The following is a 24469-nucleotide window of genomic DNA, read 5'->3' as shown; positions in this document are numbered from 1 at the left end:
AAATTTGAGACAGCCTCTTTTTGCATGCTATTGGGCTTCGGAAAAAAGGGCCGACCGGAGGTCAAAAAATGAGCCACATTCTTTATCAGAATCATAAATCCCAACAGCAATTTCTTCCACTATTTTTTTAGTCGCTGATATCCGGCAGAAAAGGCCTGATTCGTATGGAAAAGTTTTGATGATCTAAATAAGACATTGAAATAAAAACCTGATATACAATTATATCCCCAGAACAAACCATTCATACAGCACATTAAACAGAGAAAAATGCAAAATAAGTTTTGTAAATCTGTTCAGAATTTCTACTTTTGTCGCGGAGAGTTGGCAGAGTGGTCGAATGCGGCGGTCTTGAAAACCGTTAACTGTCACAGGTTCGGGGGTTCGAATCCCTCACTCTCCGCAGAAAAAGCCTTTCAGAAATGAAAGGCTTTTTGCATGCTATCGGGCTTCGGAAAAAAACGCGGCGGGGTTTGAATACTATCGTCGATAAAAATTGTAAGGGGTGTGTAAGTAAAGACTGGTCGAGTTGTTTTCAATCAAAAAGCGTAGGTGTCCGATCTTTCCTCTCCAGATCAATAAGAATAGATTTGTTTTTCAGACCTCCAGCAAAACCAACAAGTTTACCGGATCCCCCAATGATCCGATGACAAGGTACAATAATAGATATCGGATTTTTATTCAATGCACCTCCGACTGCACGCACAGTTTTTATATCACCTAGCTGGCGCGCCAAATCTCCATAAGTTGTCGTGTGACCGTATGGAATAGCCAATAATGCATTCCAGACTTTAAGCTGAAAAGCTGTACCCTGCATATCCAGCGGCAGGTCAAAAATAGTACGTTTGCGATCAAAATACTCAAAAATTTGTTGCGCTGCAAGCAATAATATTTGAGCATCATCATCTCTATGCGGTATTGATAGCTTTGTACGGGTATAATCTTCTCCTTCCCACAATACAGCAATAAGACCACGAATGGTAGCTACAAGCCTTATTTTCCCTAAAGGTGATGCAATATCCGTATAGACAAGTCCATTATCCTGTTCCATATTTTTTGTTACCAAGTTACTCATCTTTTTTATTCCTTTTCCGACAAAGGAAACATTGCTTCTCTTTTTTATAATGCCATTCCTATCTGACCTTAATCCTATCTTACTTCTATAAGAAGTAAGATAAAATGAATTTCGTTATAAAAAAAATATGGAATTCGCGCACTCTAAACATCATATCTATGAGAATGAACAATAGTTGTTACCTAAATAATAAAGATCATGGCAGAATTAAACCAAAAAACACAAGAAAGCGGAAAGAAAAAAATTAGAAGCCGTAAAATGGCTCCAAAGGTGGATCTGACGGCGATGGTAGATCTTGCCTTCCTTCTGATTACCTTTTTCATGCTGACCACAACCCTAAACAAACCTGCGGCAATGGATATTGCCATGCCAGACAAAACAAAAGCCGATGTGGATAGCCCGGTCTTTATTGATGAAAACCGGACAGCAACCCTGATCCTTGGCGATGGAAAATTTATGTGGTATCATGGTGACTTTAAGAAACCTATTGCTTCATCTGAAAAACCAGCCGATATAGAAAAGACATTGGCACAGGTGGTCGCACAGCTCAAAGGGAAGATCAGTACCATGCCCAATACGAAAGATATGATTGTCCTGATCAAACCTAGCAAAGAAGCACGGACGAAAGATGTCATCCGAACGATTGATGAGCTCAAACGTCAGAACATTTCCCGTTATGTCATCGGTAAAACTCAAGACGAAGAGGAAAAGCAACTATTGGCATCCATTCAATAAAGGCTACCAGCGATCAAAAGTTTACATCGGCAACAATAACCAGTCTGAGCATTCTTTGCCTTTTGAAGCAGAATTGCAGGCAGATGGACAATAATAAATTATCTTTTGTCCAGGTTTTGCCAATAACGTTCCGCATACTCTTTTACTTCCGCGGGCAAAGAAGCATAATTATCCGAGTACGTCGTTTTTTCGTACCCGTCCTCCGCCTCTGCTCGCATACGATAAAATTGTCCTTTGTATAAAACCAGCGCAATACAGCTCAACTGCTTTTCGACATTATCCTTCGGATGTCTGGAATAAATAAACACCGCATCCAATTTTCCGTCTTTGTCTGCATCAAAAAAAGCTTTTCGGGATTCCCAGACGGAAGTAATAATACCATCTTCCTGAATAGTTTCTTCCACTATTGGCACCCACATACCATCGATTCGTTGAAATTGTTGCGCATACAGTTTATCCGGATCTGCTCCACGTTCCTCTTTTGAAAAAATGATATAATTATCTTCCTTTGCGGTCTGAATACGCTCAACCTGCAACACCCGTTTGCCTTTAAACGGAAAGCCCGAAGATTGAAAGTTTTCTTTATTGACCGTAATATCGGTAATCTGTGCCTGCGCGACGGAGCACCCCAGCAGCAGGACAAAAAAAGTGTATTTTCCCATCTGTTTTTTCCCTAAATGTGCATTCAAATTACTCACAATAAAAGAAAAATCCAATATTTTTAACAGGCTTCTTTACATCAGCCTGATTCATTTCTCCATTATTCTACTTAAATTTAACTTATTATATACCGTGGGGCAGCTACAGTTAAGTAGTATCCACTTCACAAAACTATACACGTATTCCCATGAAGCAGGATATTCAGTCCATTGCGGACATCAAAATATTAGTCGATCAGTTTTACGGCACTGTCCGTCAGGATAGTCTTCTTGGACCAATTTTTCAGGAACGCATCCAAGACAGATGGGCCCAACACCTGGAAAAGATGTATCGCTTTTGGCAGACTATCCTCTTGGATGAACATACCTACTTCGGCAGCCCATTTCCACCTCATATTCCTCTTCCGATCGAAGCAAAGCATTTCGACCACTGGCTTCTGTTATTTGAAGCGACTGTGGACCGTCTGTACAAGGGCGAAAAAGCCGAAGAAGCCAAATGGCGTGCACAAAAGATGGCGCAAATGTTCCAGTTTAAAAAAGAATATTTCAATACCAATCCTAAAAAGAAACCTTTATTATAAAAAAAGTCTTCGCAATATTTAGGTTTTCCCCCACCATAAAATATTTAAAATCAACAAAATAAATCACAAAATAGATTTTTAACACTTTTTAATTCTACACAATGTAGAATATATTCTATATTTGTAGTATGAATAAATTATCAGCGACCGAGGAACAATTGATGGGGTATATCTGGGACATGAAAAAGGCCTTTATGAAGGATCTTATGGAAGCCTATCCTGAACCCAAACCTGCTCCGACAACAATTGCAACGTTATTAAAGCGAATGACTGAAAAAGGCGCCATATCTTATGTGCTATATGGTAATTCAAGAGAGTACTACCCTTTGTTTGACAAGGACAGTTATTATCTCGCGCACGTCAATGATATCGTTGAAACGTATTTTGATAATTCGGCTTTAAAATTTGCTTCTTTTTTCACCAAACAATCGCAGTTGAACAGGGAGCAACTGGAAGAGCTGAAAAAAATAATTGATTCGGAAATTAAAAACAAAGCGACATGATTATCTATTTGGGAAAATTGATCGCCTGTTCAGGCTTACTGTATCTTGTATACATCTTTCTTTTGCAACGGCAAAAGCTCCTGGTGTTTAATCGGTTTTATTTGCTTGCCATTATACCGATTGCCCTTTTTGCTCCGCTGGTACAAACTGCCCTGCCATCTTTTATTCCTGATTTCTTTCATTTTGGTACCGATCAGGCTTCTGTGCTACCTGAAACTATGGAGCCAGCCGTCGCACCGGCGCTAGTAGATCGACAGGAACCGATAATGGACACGAATACATCCATTGTTCTGATCTATCTGTTGATTGCGACGCTGCTACTGGTCAAACATATCCTGAATTATAGCAAGTTCACCTCTTACATTGGTAGCGGATCTGTTACGGCGATTCCCTCTGTTTATACTATCCAAGGCCTTAAAACGCCTTTCTCATTCTTCAGACGTATATATGTTCCCCATGAAGCCTTTACCCGGGGAGAGATTGATTCTTCCATTATTGCACATGAACAGGCACATGTAAATCAACGGCATTCCATCGACGTGATGGCCATGCAGTTTATCCGTGTCATATTATGGTTCAACCCCTTCGTCTATCTGATCGATAAAGCTATTCGACAAAACCACGAGTACTTGGCAGATGATGCTGTTGTACAGGTTTATGAACGCACGAATTACCAACATCTGATCATCCAGTGGAGCATGTCTTCACCCGATATAAACGCATTACCGGCCAGTAATTTTAATTTTTTAACAACAAAAAAACGATTAATTATGTTACAGAAAAGAACAACCGGCGGTAAGCTCCTGCTGATGCCTGCGCTTACCCTATTGCTGACAGCAGCAATTAGTCTACTGTTCTCGACACATGTCGAAGCACAGAAAACAACTCCGGCCAAAACAGAAAAGACCGCGCCCGCCAAACCAACAGTAGCACCCCCTGCGGCTAAACAGCCCGGTGCTCCTAAAGCCGAAGAAATGCGGCCCAAACCACCTAAAAGAGAAATGGCACCGCCAATGAAGCCCAAGAAAAACGCCGCTTCCAAAAAAGAAGAATCAGCATATGCTCCAGCTAAAATAGAAGAAGTATATGTGGAAAGCAGCAATACAAACGGAAATGCAAAGTTTCAGGAACCTATGCGGATCAAGTTAAGCGGCACTGCGGATATGAGCGCCACTACTTCATTGAATTCAAATGTTCAAGTGAATGATCCCAATGCCGTAGTAACGGTAAAAACAGGAACTGCACCTTCTGAATCAGCAAAGGTAACAGAAATAAGGTCGGCAGAACCAAATACGATAACAAAAGTAAACGTGCGTTCCGCTAGCACCATCGTCTCAGAAGCTAAAGAAAACAACGGAACGCAAGCCGCTAGAATTGTACTTAAAGGCCAACCCGCAAAGGAGAACGCCACAGAGTCCGATAAAAAAAATGCGCCGGTTCTTAAGGAGGTCAGAATCCAGTATCGAGGTGAAATACCTAAAAATCCCCCCTTGTCCAAGTAATCAAAACTTAGATCAGGTAGCATAAAACTTCCTTTTCAAAAGACAAAAAATAACCGGAGGAACGATCTTTCCTCCGGTTTTCCAATCAGCCCAGCATGCATATGTGAAAATCGCTAAATCAAATATGCTGTATTATATCCCAACAGTTTATTGCATACGTACCGCCTGAATCACCTTCGGTGTGGATGTTAGGTAGTTCCTTAGTCCGCTGGCATACTGCTCTATCTTTGTATTCAAAGCATCGATATACTTCTTTTTTGCACCGCTGTCACCGTCGAGTTTTAACATCCAGTTGATTTTGGCACCACGATCCCCGCCTACCGACACATTAGGTTTAACAGCAGGAGAAACAGCCAAGATAATTGCTTTTTCAAAGCACTTACTGGCTGATCTGCAAGTCATAAGTGGGTCTCTGATCGTAAAACATTTCTTCGGGAGCTGATCAGAAAAAGATTGCCGGTAATCGGCTATCACAAAGAGCTGCATAAACTCCTCGTTCATGCGGCTCAAGTATTTATAGATTATTAGGAATATAAATGACGGTTGAAATTTACAATTACCCCGAGAAAAAATAAAAAACTTTTTTACTACCTTAGATTGATAAAATAAACAAGAAAAACCAGCTTGTTTCATTCACTATAGGAATACAGATATGAAATCGTATGCACTTGTTTTAGCGGCAGGCCTGCTCCCGTTTGTGGCATTAAGCCAAAAGATGGTCGCCCCCGGAAGCCCTGATATCAACACTAAATATATAAAGCCAGAGAAATCGCTTTATACCGTATATTATGTCAAAGATAATAACTGGGACAAGCAGGGATCATTGGTCTATGATATCACATCTACAGGCAATCAATTGACCTTAAAAAATTCCTACACACCCAAGGACAATTCCTGGATCAATGTCAGGACAAGTGTTGTGGATCCCCAAACATTAAAATCCATCAGCTATGCCAGTGATGGCAAAAAAACAAAATTAAATCTCAGCTTTGGCGAGACCATCACCGGTAATTATTATTCCAAAGAAACTAAAAAAGATAAAAAACTGAGTTTGCGTCCTACCGAGCCATTTATTGATTTTAATTGGACGGATCTAATGATTGGGACGCTTCCGCTGGATGTAGGCTATAAAGCTCGGATCCCACAATTCTATTATAATGACGAATCCAGTACACAGGTTGAATACTATACTATCAAGGAGGTCAAAAGTTATAGCTATGGTTCACCGAAAACCGGCAAGCATGATACCTGGCTGATCACCTTATTGGAAGAAAACACAGGTGCAATTTACAATTATGTGGTAGACAAGAAAGACCGGCGGCTTTGGCAGCGGGAGATGTCCATGGGCAACGGCAAATGGGAAATCACGGTCAATGAGGAACTGGACTATCAGCCCATCAAAAATCGGTTCGACAAGGAACTGGCTATCCGACAGATCTCCAACGGCAATAGCGTCATCATCGGGACCGCTTATGCGCGCTCAAGTTCAGGTAAAAGATTAGGCGGTCTTGTCAATACGGCGAAAAAACAATATGCGCCAAAAGGAACCGAGATTATGCTTTTTCCAAATTCAGCATACTACGAAGAATGGCTTGAGGTCAATAAGAAAATCCGTAAACAGAAAAAAGTTGCCGAGGTTCCACTGGATCCAGATTTTGGACACGCTATCAAGCGCACCAAGGTGTATGATGATGAAGGACACTTTGAATTTGCAGAGCTAATGCCGGGCAACTATATTATTATGACCAGCTTTGACTTTACCAATTCGTACAACTATTCGTATGTATCCGGTTATACCAATTATTACAATTATTGGGGATATACCGGTTCCACGACAAATTATGGAACCGGAAGATCATCTTATACCGATAAAGCGACTATCGAAAAACGGATCAGCATTGATAAAGACGGCGAAAAGAAAGAAGTGAATTTAAAGGAAATGTAGAAAAAATAAAGACATATTTATTTCTTTTGATTTTTCTTCATCAGTCGATCAAAGCTAAATGGAAAATCCCGATAGCTCCCTAAGAGAAAACAGGCACTTGCCCCTACCCAAACCGAATAGTTAAACGTGACTTTGATCCCAAAAGACAGTGTCATCGTCAACGCGAAAACAGTTAATAGAATCCCTGAAGACAGCGCTGCGAAACGTGTCCGATAACCGATCAATAGCAACAGGGCCAAAACGACCTCGAGTATGGTCGCTCCGATAGCGAGCAGACTTCCTATTGAGGCAGGCGCAAAAAAATTGAGCTGATCGGAATAAGCGACAAAATTGGCCCAATTTCCCCAGGAAGCATTCGCCGTACCCGGGGCTCCCCAAAAACCCAAACGATCCGCCACAGCAGATAAAAAGGCTGTGGCCACAGCTAAGCGCACAAAAAATTGACTATACATCATTCTAAATTTTTAAGATCAAATATAAGGCAACAATATCCAGATTAACTTAAACCAGTTTAAGAAATCAAGTGACCGACAACAATAAGGCCGCTAGCACTTTAAATACTGAACGGCCTTATAACATCAATTAATACGAATAAGAATTTATATGGTGCACACCTCCATTAAACCGTGATACACCATTTAAACGACAATCGAATTGCCGAATAGTCCCAATAAAAAGTGAAAACATATATATTTTCCTTAAGCCAGAACAGCCGTTTTTTCCATACAGGCTTTCATCCGTTGATAAGTACGTTCAATATCATGATCCAAGCCAATAGAAAAACGGATCAGTCCGTCGGAGATTCCCATGCTCACCCGTTCCGCTTCAGGAATTTCAGATGACGTCGAACTGCCTGAACAGGAAAATAGCGTTTTATAGAAGCCAAGGCTTACGGCCAAATAGCCAAGGTTCTCCTTTTGCATGAGCTCCATGAGCGCGTTGGCACGATCTGTCGTTCCGGCGTCCAAGGTCAATATTCCGCCGAAACCGTACTCTGCATGCATGATGTTTTTCATGAGCTCATGATGCTTATGAGAGGGCAATCCGGGATAGGAAACTTTCAGTCCATCCTTTTCAAAGCGTTCGGCCAGGTAATGTGCATTATAACTATGTTGCTTTATGCGGATATGGAGTGTACGGAGATTTTTCAGGATGCTGGCCGAGCGGAGACTGTCCATCGTCGGACCAAGCAACATGCAGGCACCGGAATTGACATTTTTTGTTTCGTTGATAAACTCTTGTGTACCACAATAGACACCACCGACAGTATCGCTGCTACCATTGATAAATTTCGTCAGGCTATGGATCACGACATCTGCACCTAACAGGCCCGGTGAGACGGACAGCGGCGAAAAGGTATTGTCTACAACAAGTTTGAGCTTATATTTCTTGCAGATGGCAGAAAGCCTTCTTAAATCAGCTACCTCCAGTAAGGGATTGCTGACGCTTTCACAATAAATTATTTTTGTCCCGGGACGTATCGCAGCTTCGATCGCTTCAAAATTACCAATATCAACAAAACTCGTTTCGATATGGAATGGCGGTAAAAAATTTTTCAGGAAAGCGTAGGTACCACCGTAGATGGTTCGACTGGAAATAATATGGTCACCACTTTTACAGAGTTGCAAAAGTACTGTTGTTATCGCTCCCATTCCCGAAGCCGTTACATTGGCAGCAGCCGTATTTTCCAGCTTGGCCAGCGCCTGCGCAAGGTATAGATTCATCGGCGATGAATGCCGCGAATATAGGTAACAACCATCTGCATTGCCCTCAAAGGTATCAAACATGGTTTTAGCGGACAGAAAGGTATAGGTCGAGCTATCCGAAATCGAAGGATTTACACCGCCGAACTCTCCAAAATATTGCAAATCCTGTATTTCATTTGCTGCATTAAAATCTTCCATCTTTATATAATTTGATTTTTAAATCTTCCTAATTTTTTATATATAAAATTGGGTTATTTTACATTTTATTACAACACTTTATCAGTATATTAGATTATAAATCTAATATACTGATAAATTTTAGAAAATATATCTATAACAACTACATACAACTGCTTTAAACCAAAAAATAATCTATGCACTTCGACGAAACTGATAAAAAATTACTCCAACTTCTGCAGGAAGACGCCAAACAGACCACCAAAGAGCTTGCTCATAAGCTCGGATTATCCGTAACGGCTGCTTATGAACGTGTACGTAAACTTGAAAATACCGGAGTGATCTCTAAATATGTCGCTTTACTTGATAAACAAAAGATCGCAAAAGATTTTATGGTGCTCTGTCATGTCAAGCTCACACAGCATAAAAAAGAATATATACAGCAGTTTGAAAGGGAGGTAATGGATTTGCAGGAAGTCACCGAATGCTTCCATGTCAGTGGCGACTACGATTATATTTTAAAGATCTGTGTTCGGGATATGGAAGATTATCGACATTTTATGTTGGCCAAGTTAACCTCCCTACAGCACATAGCAAGCACCCACAGCTCTTTTATGATCGCAGAGGTAAAGAATACCATGACTATTCTTATTTAGCCCCTGCCTAACAAGAATAGCTTATTAGACCAGAACACCATTTTTCGAAGCAATTGGATCAGGTAGATTTTCCTCACCTGTCATCTGCAATAAATCGATTTCTATCGTTCGGCAGATGGACAACATCGGAATATCAAACATCAGTCCGCCAAAAGGATTTTCAGTATAATCCCCCACCAGTTCCATCACAATATAGATCCAGCCAATGACCACACAAAAAGGAATACTAGTCCAGATTCCCCAGTGGCCCAGTTTAGCAAATTCATTGACCAGCCCCAAAGGCATTAACATGATCAGAATAACATTAAAAACAAATGCCGTGCTGGCAAACTGCCTTGGCGAGGGGAACTTTTTGATCCGTTCGGCCTGGCCCTGAAAATCATAAAACTGATTGAGGCAGGTCTGCAATTGCATCTGATTGAAATCCGAGATAAGCCCATCGTTTTTTAAATCATTGACATCCTTTGCCTGTTGGGAGTTCAGATAAGTTGCAAAGTTTTTATAGACCGACTGTAACGCATATTCTTCTCTCGAAAGATATTTATTCAAGAATATTGGGGTCCGGCTATAATCCGGAAAACCGGCTTTGATCAGCCGATGTCGCTTGACATTCAGGGCACCGATATGCTTCTTCAGACTGATGTGTTCCCATTCGGTCGGAACGAGCAGTTGCTCGCGAAATTGGTACAACCAGGCAATATGGCGATAGGTTAATTTCTTTCTGATTTCTTCCAGATACTGCTGATCGCCCTGTCCGGTATTAAAGGCATAAAGCATGGATACAAATGAGCGGCTGGAGTTGACAATCCCGCCCCATATCTTTCGGGCCTCCCATAATCTATCATAAGCCTGGTTATTTTTAAACCCCACATAAAATGCTTCTGCTGTACCAATCAGCGCCAAGGGAAGCCAAGGAATAATCATCCATTCCCATTGAAAGAAATAATAGACGAGGGTAACAAGAGAACACCAAGCCGTCAGCCAGATTAAATGGACACCAGCAAGATTAAAGATCTGTTTGTAATTAAAATACTTTGTTGTAATCATAAAAGCATCCGGTTTTAACGTTCCCGCCCCAGCAATGTCTGGTATGAGAAACAAATTTATCCACAGCTGAATGTACCATTTAAATTTCTACAGTCCAATATCACCTATCATTTTATTTCAAAATCCATCTATTATAGATCACCTTATTGTAGTTACTGTTTTTGCTGGCAAAACGCGTAAAAAATCATCCCCTGTCTATTGTATCTATCTCAAAAAAAAGAATAGACCGAAGTATTAAGTCGCTGATGCTAGTAGAAAAAGTGACATAGTCGTAATCTAAAATTGAATGCCTCCTAAAATTATCGGTCCATCAGTTAGATCAAAAAACCTTGTTTTTCAAATTGCTTTACCAATTTTTCAGCATCTTTTTCAGCCACACTTTCTTCTACCTCGTAATTATCTAATAAAACTGCAGTGACACTTTCAACATTAAATTCCTTTCCTTGCAGTTCTAGCCAGATCTGCACAGCAGTCTCATTAAAAGTATAAACCTTGGATGCATCCAATTGATCTTGCCCGGGATAGACTAAGATATGGTCATCGCCCAATTTGCGTAATTGTAAATCTCCTCTAAGTTTCATCTGGCTATTCCTCTGTTTATTTCTATGACATTCAAACAATTCATTTGGTTTGTCCTATTACGAAAAAGTATATACATTATACAATAGGTCCGAACGGCAGCCTCTTCTCTACTGCGGCTTGTTATCAAAAATACAAAAGACACTCGAAAAAATAACTAAAAAACTCAACAGAGATAAAGAAAAATAACTAAGGAGTTTAAAAAAACGGGCGTATAACAGCTAATACGATTACGTATCGCTTTACAATATAACACCAGTTCCGCTTTTCTCGCCTTAACTTCCTTGCAACTGCTCGTAAGTAAATAGCTGCGGATAGCTTTTGGGCAGTTCATAACGCCAGTTATGCATCGGGAAATTGTCATTCCGGATCTTGCCATCGGGATCCATTAGAATATACCGAGGTATGCCGTTAAATTTAAATAACTCCCGCAACGCCAGATACTCATCCGGCGAAACGATATAGCTTTCGAACATGTGGTTTTTGACCACATAATCGTTATAGAAATTCATATCAGGGGTACCGCTACTGTCCGTCACAAAAACAAATACCAGGTTGGGATTATCCTTTAGTTTTAGGCGTTTTTCTTTCAACGCCTCAATCCCAGCACGGCAGGGCCCACAGGATTCTGACCAGAAGTCAACAAGGACGACCTTACCACGGTATTTATCGGTCAGTTTTTTAAATACAGCCGCAGATGCCGTCTGTGGCAAAATGTAACCTCCCATGGATTTTTTCACTCTTTCGTTCAACGCCAGGGCTTCTTTTTTCAAGTCCTTATTGGTCAGGACCTTCAAAAGGTCATTTGAAATCTCCGTCATCTGTACCGTGTCTTTTGCATTTGACATCCTGAATTTCAATGTCCGGAGTTTTGCTGCTTCAGTAACCAGCGTACCGGCTATAGGTCCATTCATTTTTCGATTTAAGGAGTCCAATGCCTGGTAGAAGTTTAATTTCCGCTGGCTGTTCATTAAGCTATAAAGGCTGGTGGTAGGAAACAACGGTGAGTACTCAAAGCGGTTGATAAGTGTCGAGAACTCCCGCGGGACAAATAAGGCAGGATCATTTAGGTCCAGGCGTTTTATAAAATCAAAGTAATCTTCCGGAAGGAGGGATTTAAGGTAGGGATTTAGGCTGTCACTTTTTGAAATCCCTTGGCGATACATCTGGAGATCCATCAGCTGCGCGGCGTAATTGACATCCACATCACTTCGGATCAAATGCTTTACCTTAGGGGTATAGGTAGCTCTCTTCAGACGGTCATTTACATCCTGCCGGACGGAATCCCATGTAGCGATAACTCCCTCTTTGGTCTGCTGTGTCGGTCTTTCCTTCAACAGCTGTTGAATATGATCATAAAATTTCCTCCGGTTGCTTTCCCATTTAAAATCCGCAAGCTGTTGATTTTCCGGAGCAAGCGGTCCACCGTACCGCAACAGCTCCAATTGGCCGCCCGGCGAAGCTTTCAATGTCATAGCCAAGGTATGGCCGGGTTCGATATAATAATAGTAATTACGCCCATTGATGGATAGATAAGACATTTCCGGATTGACCGCCAGGTAACTGCTCTCAAAACGGCCATCGGGATATATCCGAATTGTGGCCGGATAGTCTTCTCTGGTCAATTGATTGCCGCAATAGATAATGCCGCTATTAAAACCGAGCTTTGGGCTATAGCCTTCAATAAAACCGATGATACGGACAGAATCTGATCCGAAAAAATTTTTATCATAGTTTTTAAGCACGGTTTTGACCTTCGCCGCAGCAAGTTTCTGTTTCATCCAGCCCCTAGGATCAACAGTTCCTGTTTGTTTTGATACGGTTTGAGCTGAAGCAAACGAAAAACTCAGAAAAATAAAAAAGGCGATAATTGGCAATTTCATAATTTTTAGCTTTTAATCCCTTTAAGTTAAGCATTTTACATCAAATAAAGTATAGATTTCAAAAAACTAATCCCTATGTTTAGTTAAGAATGATTGTACATTTTTAGTCAAGAATAACTTTACTCGGCCCGAAACCGACTTAAACAGAAAAAAGAGGCTTTCCAAAGCCTCTTTTTATTTCTATTCAACTATTGATCTTGCAGCATATCATATGTTATAATTGCAAAGCCAATTTCTGCTGTTGCTGGTTTCTTACAACAACAACTTTAGGCTGATCTGCATGGATCAGCTTCTTAATAGCCTGCTGTAAGTCGGTTAATTTTTCAATTTTCTCGCCCTGGTAATCCAGGATCACATCATTGGCACGTAGTCCGCTTTTGTAAAGTGTGCTCTTTTCATCCAGCTGGAGAACCAATACGCCAGCGATGGATTGAAGTCCAGCCGCGGACTGTTCGCCCAAAGTTTCAACAGATTTAAACTGTCCCCCTTTCCATCCCCATTTCAGGCCCTGTTCTTTCGCTCCTGACCGGATCAACTGTGGTATTTCAGGGCTTGCAGCAAGGGATTTCAGCCTTTTGTCCTTGACGCCAAAATGTAGCATGTCAAAATTTTTGAAGCCATTTCCTTTCCAGTCTTTCAACCGAAAATCGCCCTGAATCGCATCAACAAAATTCAACGGAACAACACGTCCGTGTTTTTCCACTCCCTTGGTCTGATCTTTTAGCAAGTCTTCCTTTCTTGTGTAAATATTATGGTCCACCTCATCCCCCCAGTATTTAACCTGAATATCCTGATGGCTATGCATCACCAGATTATCACGAAAGATGTCATGGCTGTCCTTAAACCACACATGTGGGTGGAAACCATTGTTGATCATGACATTGTTATATACTTTGCGGTAAAAGCCCTCCCGCAATTTTAATCCGCCGCTTAAACAAAGGTTATTGTAGATTTCGTAGTTGGAAGATCCATCATCGAGGTCAATATCCCAGCCGTGGTCGCAACGAAAGCGGTTGTCGTGAATTTTTGTTGTTCTGACCGCATCCAGTAAAATTAAGTTGGGATGGGCTGCTGTCATCTGATCCATTTCTTTACGGTCGGGATGCCAAAAACGGTCACGTCCCCAAGAATTAAAAGCACCATGATCACTGGTCTCCAACACCGTATTGAAGACGTCGTTGTAGGCGATCTCATGCCCGCCCCAGGTGCCATCACCGACATTGATACCCGCACGGGGCACATTATAAATCGTGTTGTGCAGGATCCGCAAGGACTCTGCCATGGAAACCTGTACACCGGCAACCTGCTTTTCAATCAGACCGATCGTATGAATCATATTGTCACTGGCCTCGCAGTCCATCGGGTAGTTATTGGTTTTAGGACCTCTGAGAGTGTCTATCTGACTGAGCGGAACAAATTTTTCATAACGGAATGCGGGTGAGCGTACAGCTTCGGGGTCACCTACAAAATTGATACCTCCGGCACCGATCTGCTCAATCCGGTTGCCGCTGATCTTTACGCCGCGATTGTAATTGCTCACAAAGACAGCATTCCCGCCCAATTCGACAAAATCATTGGCACGAAGGGTGCAATTTTCAGCGCCCTCAATCTTTACCGCTCCCTGCCGGTAGATAGTCCAGTCGCTGCGCAACAGTGGTTCCGAAGTTTTCATAAAGGTAGGTGCCGTATGCGTAAAACATAAGCCACTGATTTCAATATCGTGTACCGGACCGGAAGCGGAACCCGAAATAGTGATTAAACTTTCAAGTTGGGGAGCCACAAACTTAAGCTGATTGGGATCCTTACCATGGGATGGCATGTAATATAGTGTCGCTGTAGCCTCATCCAGATACCATTCCTGGGCAGTGTCAAGTTCTTCAAAAATATTCTCGACAAAGCGATAGGTTTCGTGCATTTTGCTTGGGCGGTTATTTTGCTCTCCACCTTCAAGCATAACTTTTGACGAGTCCTCTTTTCCTGTGATACGGTAGTGGAACCCACCCCAACGGCCTGCGTGCAGCGCATGCACAATACCCCCGGTCGGGTTTTTCCAGGTCGCGATACGTGCTGGACTCAGTGCATCTGACGCATAGCCCTGAAAGGGTAATATGGAGGCATCATAATTGGGATACCGTGCCCGAACCAAATGTTTTTCATTGGCATAGAGACTCTGGAAACTCACTCCAGCAGGAACTTTAGCTTTCCAGATCCCTTTATCGCCCTGTTCCCATTTTAGATCAAGGGTTCTGCCCCCACTGAGGATGACCTGCTTTCCATCGGCGGCTTTAATCCTTAAGGGCTGTCTCTTACTACCGGAGTGATTTGCCAAGAGCTGTATCGGTTTGTCGAGGTAATACGTTCCGCCGTTAAAAATAATTTCGATGCCAGAATCGGCCTTTCCCTTTTTATATTTTTCTGCGGCACGGAGAGCTGCATCAGCTGTGGCAAAAGGCTTTGCCGATGTCCCCGTATTCTGGTCACTGCCTTTTGGACTGATATAAATGCGCCTGACAGTGCTCGACTGCTGTGCCTGTGCGGCGGGTATAGCCAAGCAGCTCATTCCAATAAAAAATAGCCCCGCAACTTGGCTCGATTGTATTTTCATCATATTAGTATTTCATGTTGGTTATTTTTCTGATCAATTTAGTTTTTATCATTCAGTTTCCTTGTATTAAAGATGCCTTTAATACAAGAATTTATTCCTAAAAATCCGTTTATTTTGGCAGTTTGTTTTTTAGCTGTTGTCCAAAAAAGCCGATCGCCTCTCATATACATCTATTAAGCGCTTATTAAACTATAATCTAACTATCAAATATTCGATTCGCGGTGTGTTACTTCTATTTTACTGTCTCTTCATGCAATTCCAAACTAACAAGCTTCCCAATCATAGTCTAATCAGTATGTAATACTCCATACTTGAACTAAATATCGTAAATCTGTATGGAAAGATATTTATATTTACCTAAAGATGTAAAAACAATCAACCAAAAATTATGAGCTTAAAAACATTGAACCATATCTGGCAGACACAGGAGTATTGGTGGAGCCATATTTCGGAACGCAATGATTTTGATTTTGAAAAAACCTTCAGTAAAAAAGTGGATATTTTCAGCGCCATTACTGAGAGTGCGCAAAAAATTCAGGATTATGTAGAAGGTCTTTCGGAAGAAGATTTAGAAAAAAATGTCAAAGTTAAATCACCTTGGTTCCAATGTGATTTTTCAGCGTATGAATATATTCAGCATCTGATGATCCACCGAACTTATCCCCCCGGACAGATCGTCACCATTGGCCGAAATATCGGAATAACAAACGCACCAATGACAGATTACAATTTTTGGAATATCTATAAGGACCAAAAATAAAGAAAGAGGTTACCGCGATGGAAAAAATCACAAGTAAAGTCCGTGTCAGAGAAATCCTGGAGCAGGCTAAGCTGGGCTGGAAACAGCAGGGACCGGACGCCCTTCTCATAGCTATACAAGTGGGACTTGTAAAAAAGAAAGTGAGTTTTCCGCTTCTGGAATATGCCGCAAAGGAAATAGCAATGTGGATACCCGAAAATGAACAGACCGTTTTTACGGATGCACTGAGCGCTACCGATGAAATGGGAAGTTATGTCATAGCGGGGATGATCTTACAACTACAGCTCCCCATACATCTGGAGCAGTCGATCCAGAAAGCATGCAGGTATATGATAAAAGGAGACCAATGGTATGTCTGTGACATCATAGGTGAACGTGTACTTGGACATGCTCTCCTTACTTTTCCAGAAAAAACAATCCCATTATTGGAGCAGCTTACCAAAGATCCGAATAAATGGGTTGTCCGCTCGGTCGGTGTCGCCACACATTATGCCGTAAAGAAAGGCCTGGCACCGAAATTTGCTGAAGCCATGTTCAAACTGATGCTGTCATTATCCGGTGCAACAGATTTCCATATCAAAAAGGGAATCGGTTGGGGTGCTAAAACCATTGCCAAATTCCACCCTACAATCATAGCGCGTCACATGGACAGGATTGAATCTTTAGAAACCAGACAGTGGTTTCGAACAAAAATTACCATAGGTCTGAATCGGAACAAGGCAGCTACATCATTATAGATAGCATTGGGAAAGTCTGGTAAATAGACAATCGAATGGAACCTCTTAAAGGACTGATGAAATTGGATCAGAGAAAAAGATCCTGACCTGTAAAAACAGCCGCTGGTTTAGGAATTGTCGTGGCAAAATGAGACAGTTAGAAGAACATGTGCATCCTCAAAAGTGGTCCAACAGCTAAAGGGGCCGCCCGGGAATAGAATATCTGAAACGATACCGCGGAAAAATAAGTACGAAATTATAAAAGAATAGGGCTAACCGAATCTGCTCGGTAGCCCTATTCTTTTTCAGCCAGCAGCGCTATATTTGGCTAGTTTTTTTTCATGGTTCCTGTTTCTCTCAAATTGATATGCCAACTGAAAGCCTCCTCCAGTAAATGTGGCGTGTGCCCACCTCTTTCGCAGGCGCGATTGTAATAATCCAATAGTTGTGCTTTGTAATCCGGATGTACGCAATTTTCAATAATAACTTTCGCACGTTCACGAGGAGCCAGCCCGCGCAGATCAGCCAAACCGTAATCTGTCACCAAGATATCAACATCATGCTCCGTATGATCTACATGGGATACCATCGGGACTATATGAGAAATCGCATCGCCTTTGGAAGCCGCCTGTGTGACGAAGATACTTAAGTAAGCATTCCGGGCGAAATCTCCGGAGCCACCTATACCATTCATGATGTTGGTACCTGAAGTATGGGTGGAGTTTACATTGCCGTATATATCAAATTCTATCGCTGTATTAATCGCAATGATACCCAAACGTTTGATCAATCCCGGTGTATTGGAGATGTTCTGAGGGCGTAACACGATCTTGTCCCGGTATTTGTCCAAATGATCGAATACACGGGAGTAACATTCTTCTGATACGGTAATGGAAGAGGCTGACGCAAAATCCAGTTTACCCGCATCAATTAAGTCAAAGGTACTATCCTGTAATACCTCCGAAAACATCGTTAAATTATGAAATTTACTATGGATAAAGCCTGTAAGTACCGCATTAGCCACTTTTCCAATTCCCGCCTGCAGCGGCATCAGACTCTCGGACAGATGCCCAAGTTCAACTTCATTCTCAAAAAAAGCCAATATATGCTTTGCTATTGCTGTTGTTTTGTCATCTGGCTCAGCAATATCGGCCGGACTATCTAATTCATTTGTAAACACGATACCCACAATCTTGCCGGGATCCAATGGGATTGTCTTTCGACCGATTTTATTTTCAGGCGCTACAATAGGGATAACATTACGACGCGGATAGTCTTCAGCCTGGTAGATATCATGTATTCCTTTAATAGTGGTCCGAATAGCCGTATTAACTTCCAGAATAACCTGTTTAGCCAATGCAGCAAAGGTTGCCGAATTACCTACGGAGGTTGTTGGAACGATACTGCCATCTGATTCGATCGCAGCGACTTCCAAAACGGCAATATCAACTTGCGGCAGATTCTTATTGTGCAACAGTTCAGCAGTCTCGCTTAAATGCTGGTCAATAAAAAGCACATCCCCAGCATTGATCTTATTGCGGAGGGTACGATCTACCTGAAATGGCATCCGTTTGGACAGGGCTCCGGCCTCAGCCAATTTACCGTCTGTACCATGACCTAAGGAAGCACCCGTAATCAACGTTATTTTCAAAGGATCCTCTTTGGCCCTTTCCGCCAAAGCCGGTAATACAGCTTTACTATCGCCTGCTTTGGTAAAACCGCTTGACCCAACGACCATACCATCCTGAAATAATTTTGCAGCTTCGGCAGCTGTAATAACCTTATCGTGTAAGCTCTGAATTTTTATCCTTTCGTAAGCCATATCCTTATAATTTTATTTATGTACGCTATTCATGTAAACTTAAGAAATTGGAACCTATTTACATCCGCTATTTTAAAAGATATTAGACCCTGGTGTACATTTCTCAAACAAACAATTTTAGTGTTTTTTTCTAGCGTGAATTTATTACCATTCGACACAAAATTATTCAATGGAGACGAAACAAAAGTAAACAACTGTATATCAGTAAAATAAATTAAAATATAGTTCTAATTATTTTATAAAAAAAAGAGCCACACTTCATATGGGACTGATTTTCAATAAATTAAAAACAATAAATTTAAATCACGGTAAGTAAATACTAACTCTCCGGTGTTTTATTTGCAATTTTAATGTAAGCATACACTCACTTTACGCGCAACAAGGTCAGGTCTAGTAAAAAAGTCTTACCTTTGCAGCGTAGTTTTATAGGAAAAAATGAACACAAAAGATACAACGAGCGATGCAAAATATGTCAACCGCTATTACATGACGGAGGTCGACTCATTTGAAGATAGCATTTATTGTCACCATGCCATCATAGCGGAGAACCATATCACTGAGCACTGTCATGATAAAGATCAATTTTTATACACCGAGGGTGGTGTCGTTTTTATCAAAACGGATGAAAAGTCATATTTTTTGCCAGCTCGGCACTACCTGTGGATTCCTGCGGGTGTAAAGCATAGTATCCATCCGAGTACCCCGGAGGTTGTGATGCGTAATCTATATTTTCCAAAAACGAACAGCGATACTGCATTCTACAGTAAAATGGGGATCTATCCGGTAAACGATCTGCTGATTGAATTGATTATGTTTACCAACCGTTGGAATGGCAATATATTTCCCGTCGAGGAACCAAAATATAGCTTAGCAACTGCATTTAAGCTTATCCTCCCTGAGTTGTCCTTGCACGAACTCCCACTGGCATTGCCCTATCCAAGCCACCAAAAATTAAAAGATATCGTTACTTATCTGGAGGAAAATATTGAAGAAAATGTGAGTTTTAAAAAACTTGCGAGCCTATTTAATATCAGCGAACGTACATTGGCCAGATTGTTTCAGAAGGAATTAAACATGTCTTTTATTCAATATTATACGATCCTCAGAATGCTAACTGCCCTTAAATTGTTACTGGATGAAAAACTCAGTGTCAATGAGGTCGCATTGAAAGTCGGTTATAACAGTTTACCTACATTTAGCAATACATTCAATAAGGTCGTAGGTATTCGCCCCAGCGAGTATGTCAAACAAAAAGAATTGCTTATTTAAAAATGTTTACCTAAATTAGGTCAATAAACCTAATTCAGGATGAAATTCAAACATATTATCTATGGTGCTGGAATTTTATTACTCAGTACTTCCTTATTTGGCAATTCTCAAGACAAAAAACCCAAGCCCATTCAATTGTTCAATGGGAAAGATTTAAAAAATTGGACTCCTAAAATCCGAAACCACAAGGTTGGAGATAACTATAAAAACACATTCCGTGTCGAAGATGGTTTATTGAAAGTCAGATATGATGGCTACGATAATTTCAATTTTCAATATGGCCATCTATTCTACGATAAAGAATTTTCCGCTTATTTATTACGTGTCACTTATCGTTTTGTAGGCGAGCAGGCTCCCGGTGGTGAAGGCTGGGCCTGGCGCAATAGCGGTGCCATGCTACATGGACAAGATCCCAAGACGATGGGCGTAGACCAGGATTTTCCCATATCTATCGAAGGTCAGCTCTTGGGTGGTAATGGCAAGGACGAACGCACAACAAGCAATCTGTGTACACCGGGGACGAATGTCGTCATCGATAACAAACTCTTTACGCCGCACTGTGTCAGCTCGACATCAAAAACTTATGCTGGCGATCAATGGGTAACGGCTGATTTCCTCGTATTGGGAGATTCACTTGTACAGCATATCCTTGAAGACAAAGTGGTATTACAATATACCAAGCCTCAAATAGGAGGTGGCAGTGTAACAGACTTTGACCCTGCCGTAAAAAAAGATGGGCAGCTATTGAAAAAAGGAAGCATCTCACTTCAGAGCGAGAGTCATCCGATCGATTTCAAAAAGGTGGAACTATATGATCTGGAACCTTACATGAAAGATCCCAATAAATTGAAAAAAGTCATCGCTGAGTTATTGCCCAATCTAAAACAATAATTCTGCGCCAATAACATAAAATAAAAAAAGCATCAATACTGATGCTTTTTTTATTACTATTCGCCTGGAAAGAGAAATCCAAAGTATATAACATAAAGAAAAGGGATACAGCGAGCTGTACCCCTCAATATCTATACATAAAGCTTACGCTAAACCGTTAACGAATTTAGTTAACTTAGATTTGTTGTTAGAAGCTTTTTTCTTGTGGATCACATTTTTCTTTGCCAAACGATCAAGCATAGAAATTACGCGTGGTAACAATGTTTTTGCTTCCTCTGCAGAAGTTGTATGACGTAATTTTTTGATTGCGTTACGCGTAGTTTTTGCTTGGTAACGGTTTCTTAAACGTTTAGTAGCGTTTGCTCTAATTCTTTTGATCGCTGATTTATGATTTGCCATTTTTTTTAGCTAATTTTTATTCAATTTTTTCTTGTAATTCGGACTGCAAAAATAACACCTTATTTTCAATATTCAAAATCTATTTTGTTTTTTAGGTTTAGTATATTTGCGGCATGCAAAAATTATCGATGGATGAACTTCAACGTACAGATGTTGAATCGTTTAAAAAACAAGAAAAAACGCCTATCGCAATCATTTTGGACAATGTTCGTAGTATGCACAATGTAGGTTCTGCCTTCCGTACAGCGGACGGATTTGCTATTGAAAAAATATACTTATGTGGCATTACCGGAACGCCACCACACCGAGAAATTGAAAAAACGGCTTTGGGAGCAACGCAATCTGTATCTTGGGAATACCACAAAGAAACGAGCGATGTCGTAGCGAAGCTAAAAATGGAAGGTTATACCATCATTGCCATTGAACAAGCCGATGATAGTGTGATGTTACATCAATTTGAACCAAAGTCCGATAAAAAATATGCTTTAATTTTTGGAAATGAGGTCAATGGTGTCGATGAAGAGGTGATGGAAAAGATCGATACTTGTATTGAAATCCCTCAATATGGTACCAAGCATTCACTTAACGTATCTGTCGCAATTGGCATTATCCTTTGGGATTTTATCCAAAAACGCAATCTGAACTAAAAATTTATCAATAAAGGTCATATTCCTATCCACATTGCTTCCATTTTAGAAAGCAAAATAGTAGATTTGTGTGCAAAATTTAAAGAAGAAATGAGTGTATTAGTTAATAAAGATTCAAAAGTAATCGTTCAAGGTTTCACTGGAAACGAAGGTACTTACCATGCGACTCAAATGATTGAGTACGGAACAAATGTAGTTGGTGGTGTGACTCCCGGTAAAGGTGGTCAACAACACTTAGACCGTCCTGTATTCAACACTGTTCAAGATGCAGTAGACGCTACAGGAGCTAATGTTTCTATTATCTTTGTACCTCCAGCATTTGCTGCAGATGCAATCATGGAAGCTGCCGCTGCGGGTATCGAAGTGATTGTATGTATTACTGAGGGTATCCCTACGAAAGACATGATCCAGGTAAAATCTTACCTGAGCGACAAAAAATCTCGTTTAATCGGTCCAAACTGCCCTGGTATCATCACTGCAGGTGAAGCTAAAATCGGTATTATGCCAGGATTTATCTTCAAAAAAGGTAACGTAGGTGTTGTTTCTAAATCAGGAACTTTAACTTATGAAGCGGTAGATCAAACTGTAAAAGCTGGATTAGGAATCACGACAGCTATCGGAATCGGTGGTGACCCCATCATCGGCACAACAACTAAAGAAGCTGTTGAATTATTAATGAACGACCCAGAAACTGAAGCTATCATCATGATCGGTGAGATCGGCGGTGGAATGGAAGCTGAAGCTGCACGTTGGATCAAAGAACATGGCACTAAGCCTGTTGTAGGATTTATCGCTGGTCAAACAGCGCCTCCGGGACGTCGTATGGGCCACGCTGGTGCAATCGTTGGTGGTGCGGATGACACTGCTGCTGCAAAAATGAAAATCATGCGTGAGTGTGGTATCCGTGTAGTTGAATCTCCAGCTGAAATCGGAAAAGCAATCGCAGAAGAGTTGGCTAAATAATTAGTCAGTTAAGCATATAAAAATAAAGGGGATNNATCCCCTTTATTTTTATATGCTCAACCATGCAACTCCACAACATGCGCTGCGAGCTCCCCTAGGCTTATAGATTTTTCATGCGGACGCCAATCTAATTTTTCATCTGGTATCCGATCCAAAATACGTTTGGTATTTTTTGTTTCATGATCCAATTCGATCAAATAGCTTTTTTTGATACTCATATAAATATATTATTTCATTAATTGAAAATCCTTCAATACAGTAACCCCATAAGGAGATCCCACCGCTTGATGTGCAGCTTCACGTGCAATCTGTCCTTCAATATAGGTCACTTTGAGTGGCAAAAACGTATTATTGACAACATTTTCTTTAAATAGTGCCTCGTACCAGGTACAAGCCGCGACAAAACGTCCATAATCCAAGTTAAGATGATAACCATCCCTTGTGAATTGATCGCCTAGATAGCTTGACCGTGCATTTTGTATAGCTGTCCCCGAAGGTACCAATACATTAAAATTCCCCCAATTAAAGACTTCCTGAGAGGTGTTTACGATAGCCGTATACATCGCACTCTGATTACGATTATACCGGACAAAACCTTCATGCGATGAACCATTCTGATAGGCCCAGGTTTGATGTAATATATAGTTTGTTTCCGGATACTTTACATGTTTTGTGACGTACTCATATAAAAGTGGTAGATCCTTTGCATAGGATTCATAATCTCCCGACAGCGGGCTTGCTTGCTGGAAACTGATGTAATCCCAGGCTTCGTCAATCAAAGCCTCTGAAAGCCGTTCGTTTGTCTTCTCGGACATATGGCCTTCCAGATTGATCTTCCTGTAGCGATAAGCAGGTTTATCCTCTTTTGCATTGTTTACATGCAGGCTTAATGGCGCACCGCCAATATAGAGGTTACCAATTACGATCTTTTTCTTTCCCGCTTTGGCCAATTCATAAAGGTTTTGCTCGATCGCGTCCTCGGAAAAGCTGTTTCCAATGGCCAGTATACGCAAAACACCATCATCCAAGGATTGTTCTTGTGCATTTAATCTCCTGCCACTAAGAAAAAATAGTAATAAAATACTAAGTAAGAATATCTGTTTCGCTTTCATCATAAATTGCTTTGCTATAACGACTAAATTAGAGAATATCTCGTAGAATTACAATGATAACGCAAGAAAGGCAAGTTTTCTCCGGACAGGGTGCTTATCAACAGCACTTGGGCCATGGTTTACCCGGCCCGACACTTCTTCATAGAGAACATCGGCCGGAAGCATAGTATCGGCAAAGGGAGAGATAAAAGAACCGGGGGACAAATAAAAGATCTTCCGGAAAGGAGATATGACCTAAAC

25 protein-coding genes and 1 tRNA gene are annotated in these 24469 nt (G+C 41.0%); 13 read left to right on the top strand and 13 right to left on the bottom strand.

Annotated elements, in window-relative coordinates; genetic code table 11:
• Window positions 1-315: 315 nt before the first annotated feature.
• A tRNA-Ser gene (locus B4G94_RS26465) sits at window positions 316-400 on the top strand.
• Window positions 401-532: 132 nt separating this feature from the next.
• Here the strand turns inward: B4G94_RS26465 and B4G94_RS26460 are convergent.
• Entirely contained in the window at window positions 533-1072 is a 540-nt protein-coding gene (locus B4G94_RS26460) for a methylated-DNA--[protein]-cysteine S-methyltransferase (protein ID WP_286863106.1), read from the bottom strand.
• Between the two features lie 198 nt (window positions 1073-1270).
• Here B4G94_RS26460 and B4G94_RS26455 point away from each other — a divergent pair, with 198 nt between their 5' ends.
• Complete coding sequence (locus B4G94_RS26455; protein WP_286863105.1) at window positions 1271-1807, top strand: ExbD/TolR family protein; 537 nt, start codon at window positions 1271-1273, stop codon at window positions 1805-1807.
• 98 nt (window positions 1808-1905) lie between these two features.
• Here B4G94_RS26455 and B4G94_RS26450 read toward each other — a convergent pair whose 3' ends face one another.
• The gene (locus B4G94_RS26450) at window positions 1906-2469 is read right to left on the bottom strand and encodes a hypothetical protein (RefSeq protein WP_286863104.1); all 564 of its coding nucleotides are present in this window, start codon (window positions 2467-2469) and stop codon (window positions 1906-1908) included.
• Between the two features lie 185 nt (window positions 2470-2654).
• On the opposite strand from B4G94_RS26450, the gene B4G94_RS26445 reads away from it, so the two are divergent.
• The 3 genes from B4G94_RS26445 (at window position 2655) to B4G94_RS26435 (ending at window position 5052) form a co-directional block, all read left to right on the top strand.
• On the top strand, window positions 2655-3047 hold the full coding sequence (locus tag B4G94_RS26445; RefSeq protein ID WP_108637106.1) for a group III truncated hemoglobin: 393 nt from the start codon (window positions 2655-2657) through the stop codon (window positions 3045-3047).
• Window positions 3048-3175: 128 nt separating this feature from the next.
• Window positions 3176-3550 (top strand): BlaI/MecI/CopY family transcriptional regulator, encoded by a 375-nt coding sequence (locus B4G94_RS26440; RefSeq protein WP_104385877.1) that lies wholly within the window; start codon window positions 3176-3178, stop codon window positions 3548-3550.
• The gene (locus B4G94_RS26435; RefSeq protein WP_286863102.1) at window positions 3547-5052 is read left to right on the top strand and encodes a M56 family metallopeptidase; all 1506 of its coding nucleotides are present in this window, start codon (window positions 3547-3549) and stop codon (window positions 5050-5052) included. Before B4G94_RS26440 ends, B4G94_RS26435 begins: the two co-directional genes overlap by 4 nt.
• Before the next feature lie 147 nt (window positions 5053-5199).
• On the opposite strand, the gene B4G94_RS26430 is transcribed toward B4G94_RS26435, so the two are convergent.
• A complete protein-coding gene (locus B4G94_RS26430; protein ID WP_286863100.1) occupies window positions 5200-5553 on the bottom strand; it encodes a hypothetical protein in 354 nt (117 codons plus the stop codon).
• Between the two features lie 151 nt (window positions 5554-5704).
• Between B4G94_RS26430 and B4G94_RS26425 the strand changes: the two genes are divergently transcribed.
• Window positions 5705-6997: a hypothetical protein gene (locus B4G94_RS26425; protein ID WP_286863099.1), complete on the top strand. Its 1293-nt coding sequence runs from the start codon at window positions 5705-5707 to the stop codon at window positions 6995-6997.
• A 17-nt stretch (window positions 6998-7014) separates the two neighbouring features.
• On the opposite strand, the gene B4G94_RS26420 is transcribed toward B4G94_RS26425, so the two are convergent.
• Window positions 7015-7452 (bottom strand): DoxX family membrane protein, encoded by a 438-nt coding sequence (locus tag B4G94_RS26420; RefSeq protein ID WP_286863098.1) that lies wholly within the window; start codon window positions 7450-7452, stop codon window positions 7015-7017.
• A gap of 243 nt (window positions 7453-7695) precedes the next feature.
• Window positions 7696-8901 (bottom strand): aminotransferase class I/II-fold pyridoxal phosphate-dependent enzyme, encoded by a 1206-nt coding sequence (locus B4G94_RS26415; protein ID WP_286863097.1) that lies wholly within the window; start codon window positions 8899-8901, stop codon window positions 7696-7698.
• Between the two features lie 176 nt (window positions 8902-9077).
• Here B4G94_RS26415 and B4G94_RS26410 point away from each other — a divergent pair, with 176 nt between their 5' ends.
• On the top strand, window positions 9078-9536 hold the full coding sequence (locus B4G94_RS26410) for an Lrp/AsnC family transcriptional regulator (protein ID WP_286863096.1): 459 nt from the start codon (window positions 9078-9080) through the stop codon (window positions 9534-9536).
• A gap of 24 nt (window positions 9537-9560) precedes the next feature.
• Here B4G94_RS26410 and B4G94_RS26405 read toward each other — a convergent pair whose 3' ends face one another.
• From B4G94_RS26405 to B4G94_RS26390, 4 genes are all read right to left on the bottom strand, one after another.
• Window positions 9561-10583 carry a bestrophin family protein gene (locus tag B4G94_RS26405; protein WP_108637123.1) on the bottom strand — a complete coding sequence of 341 codons (1023 nt, stop codon included), beginning with the start codon at window positions 10581-10583 and terminating at the stop codon, window positions 9561-9563.
• Window positions 10584-10897: 314 nt separating this feature from the next.
• Window positions 10898-11164 (bottom strand): PqqD family protein, encoded by a 267-nt coding sequence (locus tag B4G94_RS26400; RefSeq protein ID WP_108637113.1) that lies wholly within the window; start codon window positions 11162-11164, stop codon window positions 10898-10900.
• Window positions 11165-11437: 273 nt separating this feature from the next.
• Window positions 11438-13045, bottom strand: coding sequence for a TlpA family protein disulfide reductase (locus B4G94_RS26395; protein WP_286863095.1), 1608 nt, complete (start codon window positions 13043-13045; stop codon window positions 11438-11440).
• A 214-nt stretch (window positions 13046-13259) separates the two neighbouring features.
• Window positions 13260-15653: a PDZ domain-containing protein gene (locus tag B4G94_RS26390; protein WP_286863093.1), complete on the bottom strand. Its 2394-nt coding sequence runs from the start codon at window positions 15651-15653 to the stop codon at window positions 13260-13262.
• Window positions 15654-16038: 385 nt separating this feature from the next.
• Here B4G94_RS26390 and B4G94_RS26385 point away from each other — a divergent pair, with 385 nt between their 5' ends.
• Both B4G94_RS26385 and B4G94_RS26380 read left to right on the top strand, forming a co-directional pair.
• On the top strand, window positions 16039-16410 hold the full coding sequence (locus B4G94_RS26385) for a DinB family protein (protein ID WP_286863092.1): 372 nt from the start codon (window positions 16039-16041) through the stop codon (window positions 16408-16410).
• A 17-nt stretch (window positions 16411-16427) separates the two neighbouring features.
• Window positions 16428-17147, top strand: a complete 720-nt coding sequence (locus tag B4G94_RS26380; protein ID WP_286863090.1) for a DNA alkylation repair protein — start codon at window positions 16428-16430, stop codon at window positions 17145-17147.
• 307 nt (window positions 17148-17454) lie between these two features.
• On the opposite strand, the gene B4G94_RS26375 is transcribed toward B4G94_RS26380, so the two are convergent.
• Window positions 17455-18948, bottom strand: a complete 1494-nt coding sequence (locus tag B4G94_RS26375) for a succinate CoA transferase (protein ID WP_286863089.1) — start codon at window positions 18946-18948, stop codon at window positions 17455-17457.
• 435 nt (window positions 18949-19383) lie between these two features.
• On the opposite strand from B4G94_RS26375, the gene B4G94_RS26370 reads away from it, so the two are divergent.
• Both B4G94_RS26370 and B4G94_RS26365 read left to right on the top strand, forming a co-directional pair.
• The gene (locus B4G94_RS26370; RefSeq protein WP_104385895.1) at window positions 19384-20217 is read left to right on the top strand and encodes a helix-turn-helix transcriptional regulator; all 834 of its coding nucleotides are present in this window, start codon (window positions 19384-19386) and stop codon (window positions 20215-20217) included.
• 39 nt (window positions 20218-20256) lie between these two features.
• Complete coding sequence (locus B4G94_RS26365; protein ID WP_286863088.1) at window positions 20257-21108, top strand: 3-keto-disaccharide hydrolase; 852 nt, start codon at window positions 20257-20259, stop codon at window positions 21106-21108.
• Between the two features lie 144 nt (window positions 21109-21252).
• Here B4G94_RS26365 and rpsT read toward each other — a convergent pair whose 3' ends face one another.
• A complete protein-coding gene (gene rpsT, locus B4G94_RS26360) occupies window positions 21253-21507 on the bottom strand; it encodes a 30S ribosomal protein S20 (RefSeq protein WP_046671646.1) in 255 nt (84 codons plus the stop codon).
• A 113-nt stretch (window positions 21508-21620) separates the two neighbouring features.
• Here rpsT and B4G94_RS26355 point away from each other — a divergent pair, with 113 nt between their 5' ends.
• Window positions 21621-22154: an RNA methyltransferase gene (locus B4G94_RS26355; RefSeq protein ID WP_286863087.1), complete on the top strand. Its 534-nt coding sequence runs from the start codon at window positions 21621-21623 to the stop codon at window positions 22152-22154.
• A gap of 90 nt (window positions 22155-22244) precedes the next feature.
• On the top strand, window positions 22245-23117 hold the full coding sequence (gene sucD, locus B4G94_RS26350) for a succinate--CoA ligase subunit alpha (RefSeq protein ID WP_077438675.1): 873 nt from the start codon (window positions 22245-22247) through the stop codon (window positions 23115-23117).
• 56 nt (window positions 23118-23173) lie between these two features.
• Here sucD and B4G94_RS26345 read toward each other — a convergent pair whose 3' ends face one another.
• Both B4G94_RS26345 and B4G94_RS26340 read right to left on the bottom strand, forming a co-directional pair.
• Window positions 23174-23335: a DinB family protein gene (locus B4G94_RS26345; RefSeq protein WP_286863086.1), complete on the bottom strand. Its 162-nt coding sequence runs from the start codon at window positions 23333-23335 to the stop codon at window positions 23174-23176.
• 9 nt (window positions 23336-23344) lie between these two features.
• Window positions 23345-24232, bottom strand: coding sequence for a DUF4886 domain-containing protein (locus B4G94_RS26340; RefSeq protein WP_286863085.1), 888 nt, complete (start codon window positions 24230-24232; stop codon window positions 23345-23347).
• Window positions 24233-24469 lie beyond the last annotated feature (237 nt).

This window comes from Sphingobacterium sp. UBA7625, from assembly GCF_002484085.1.
Taxonomy (GTDB): Bacteria; Bacteroidota; Bacteroidia; order Sphingobacteriales; family Sphingobacteriaceae; genus Sphingobacterium; species Sphingobacterium athyrii.
The sequence above is the reverse complement of the archived record's forward strand: the minus strand, read 5'-3'. Positions and strand labels throughout refer to the sequence as shown.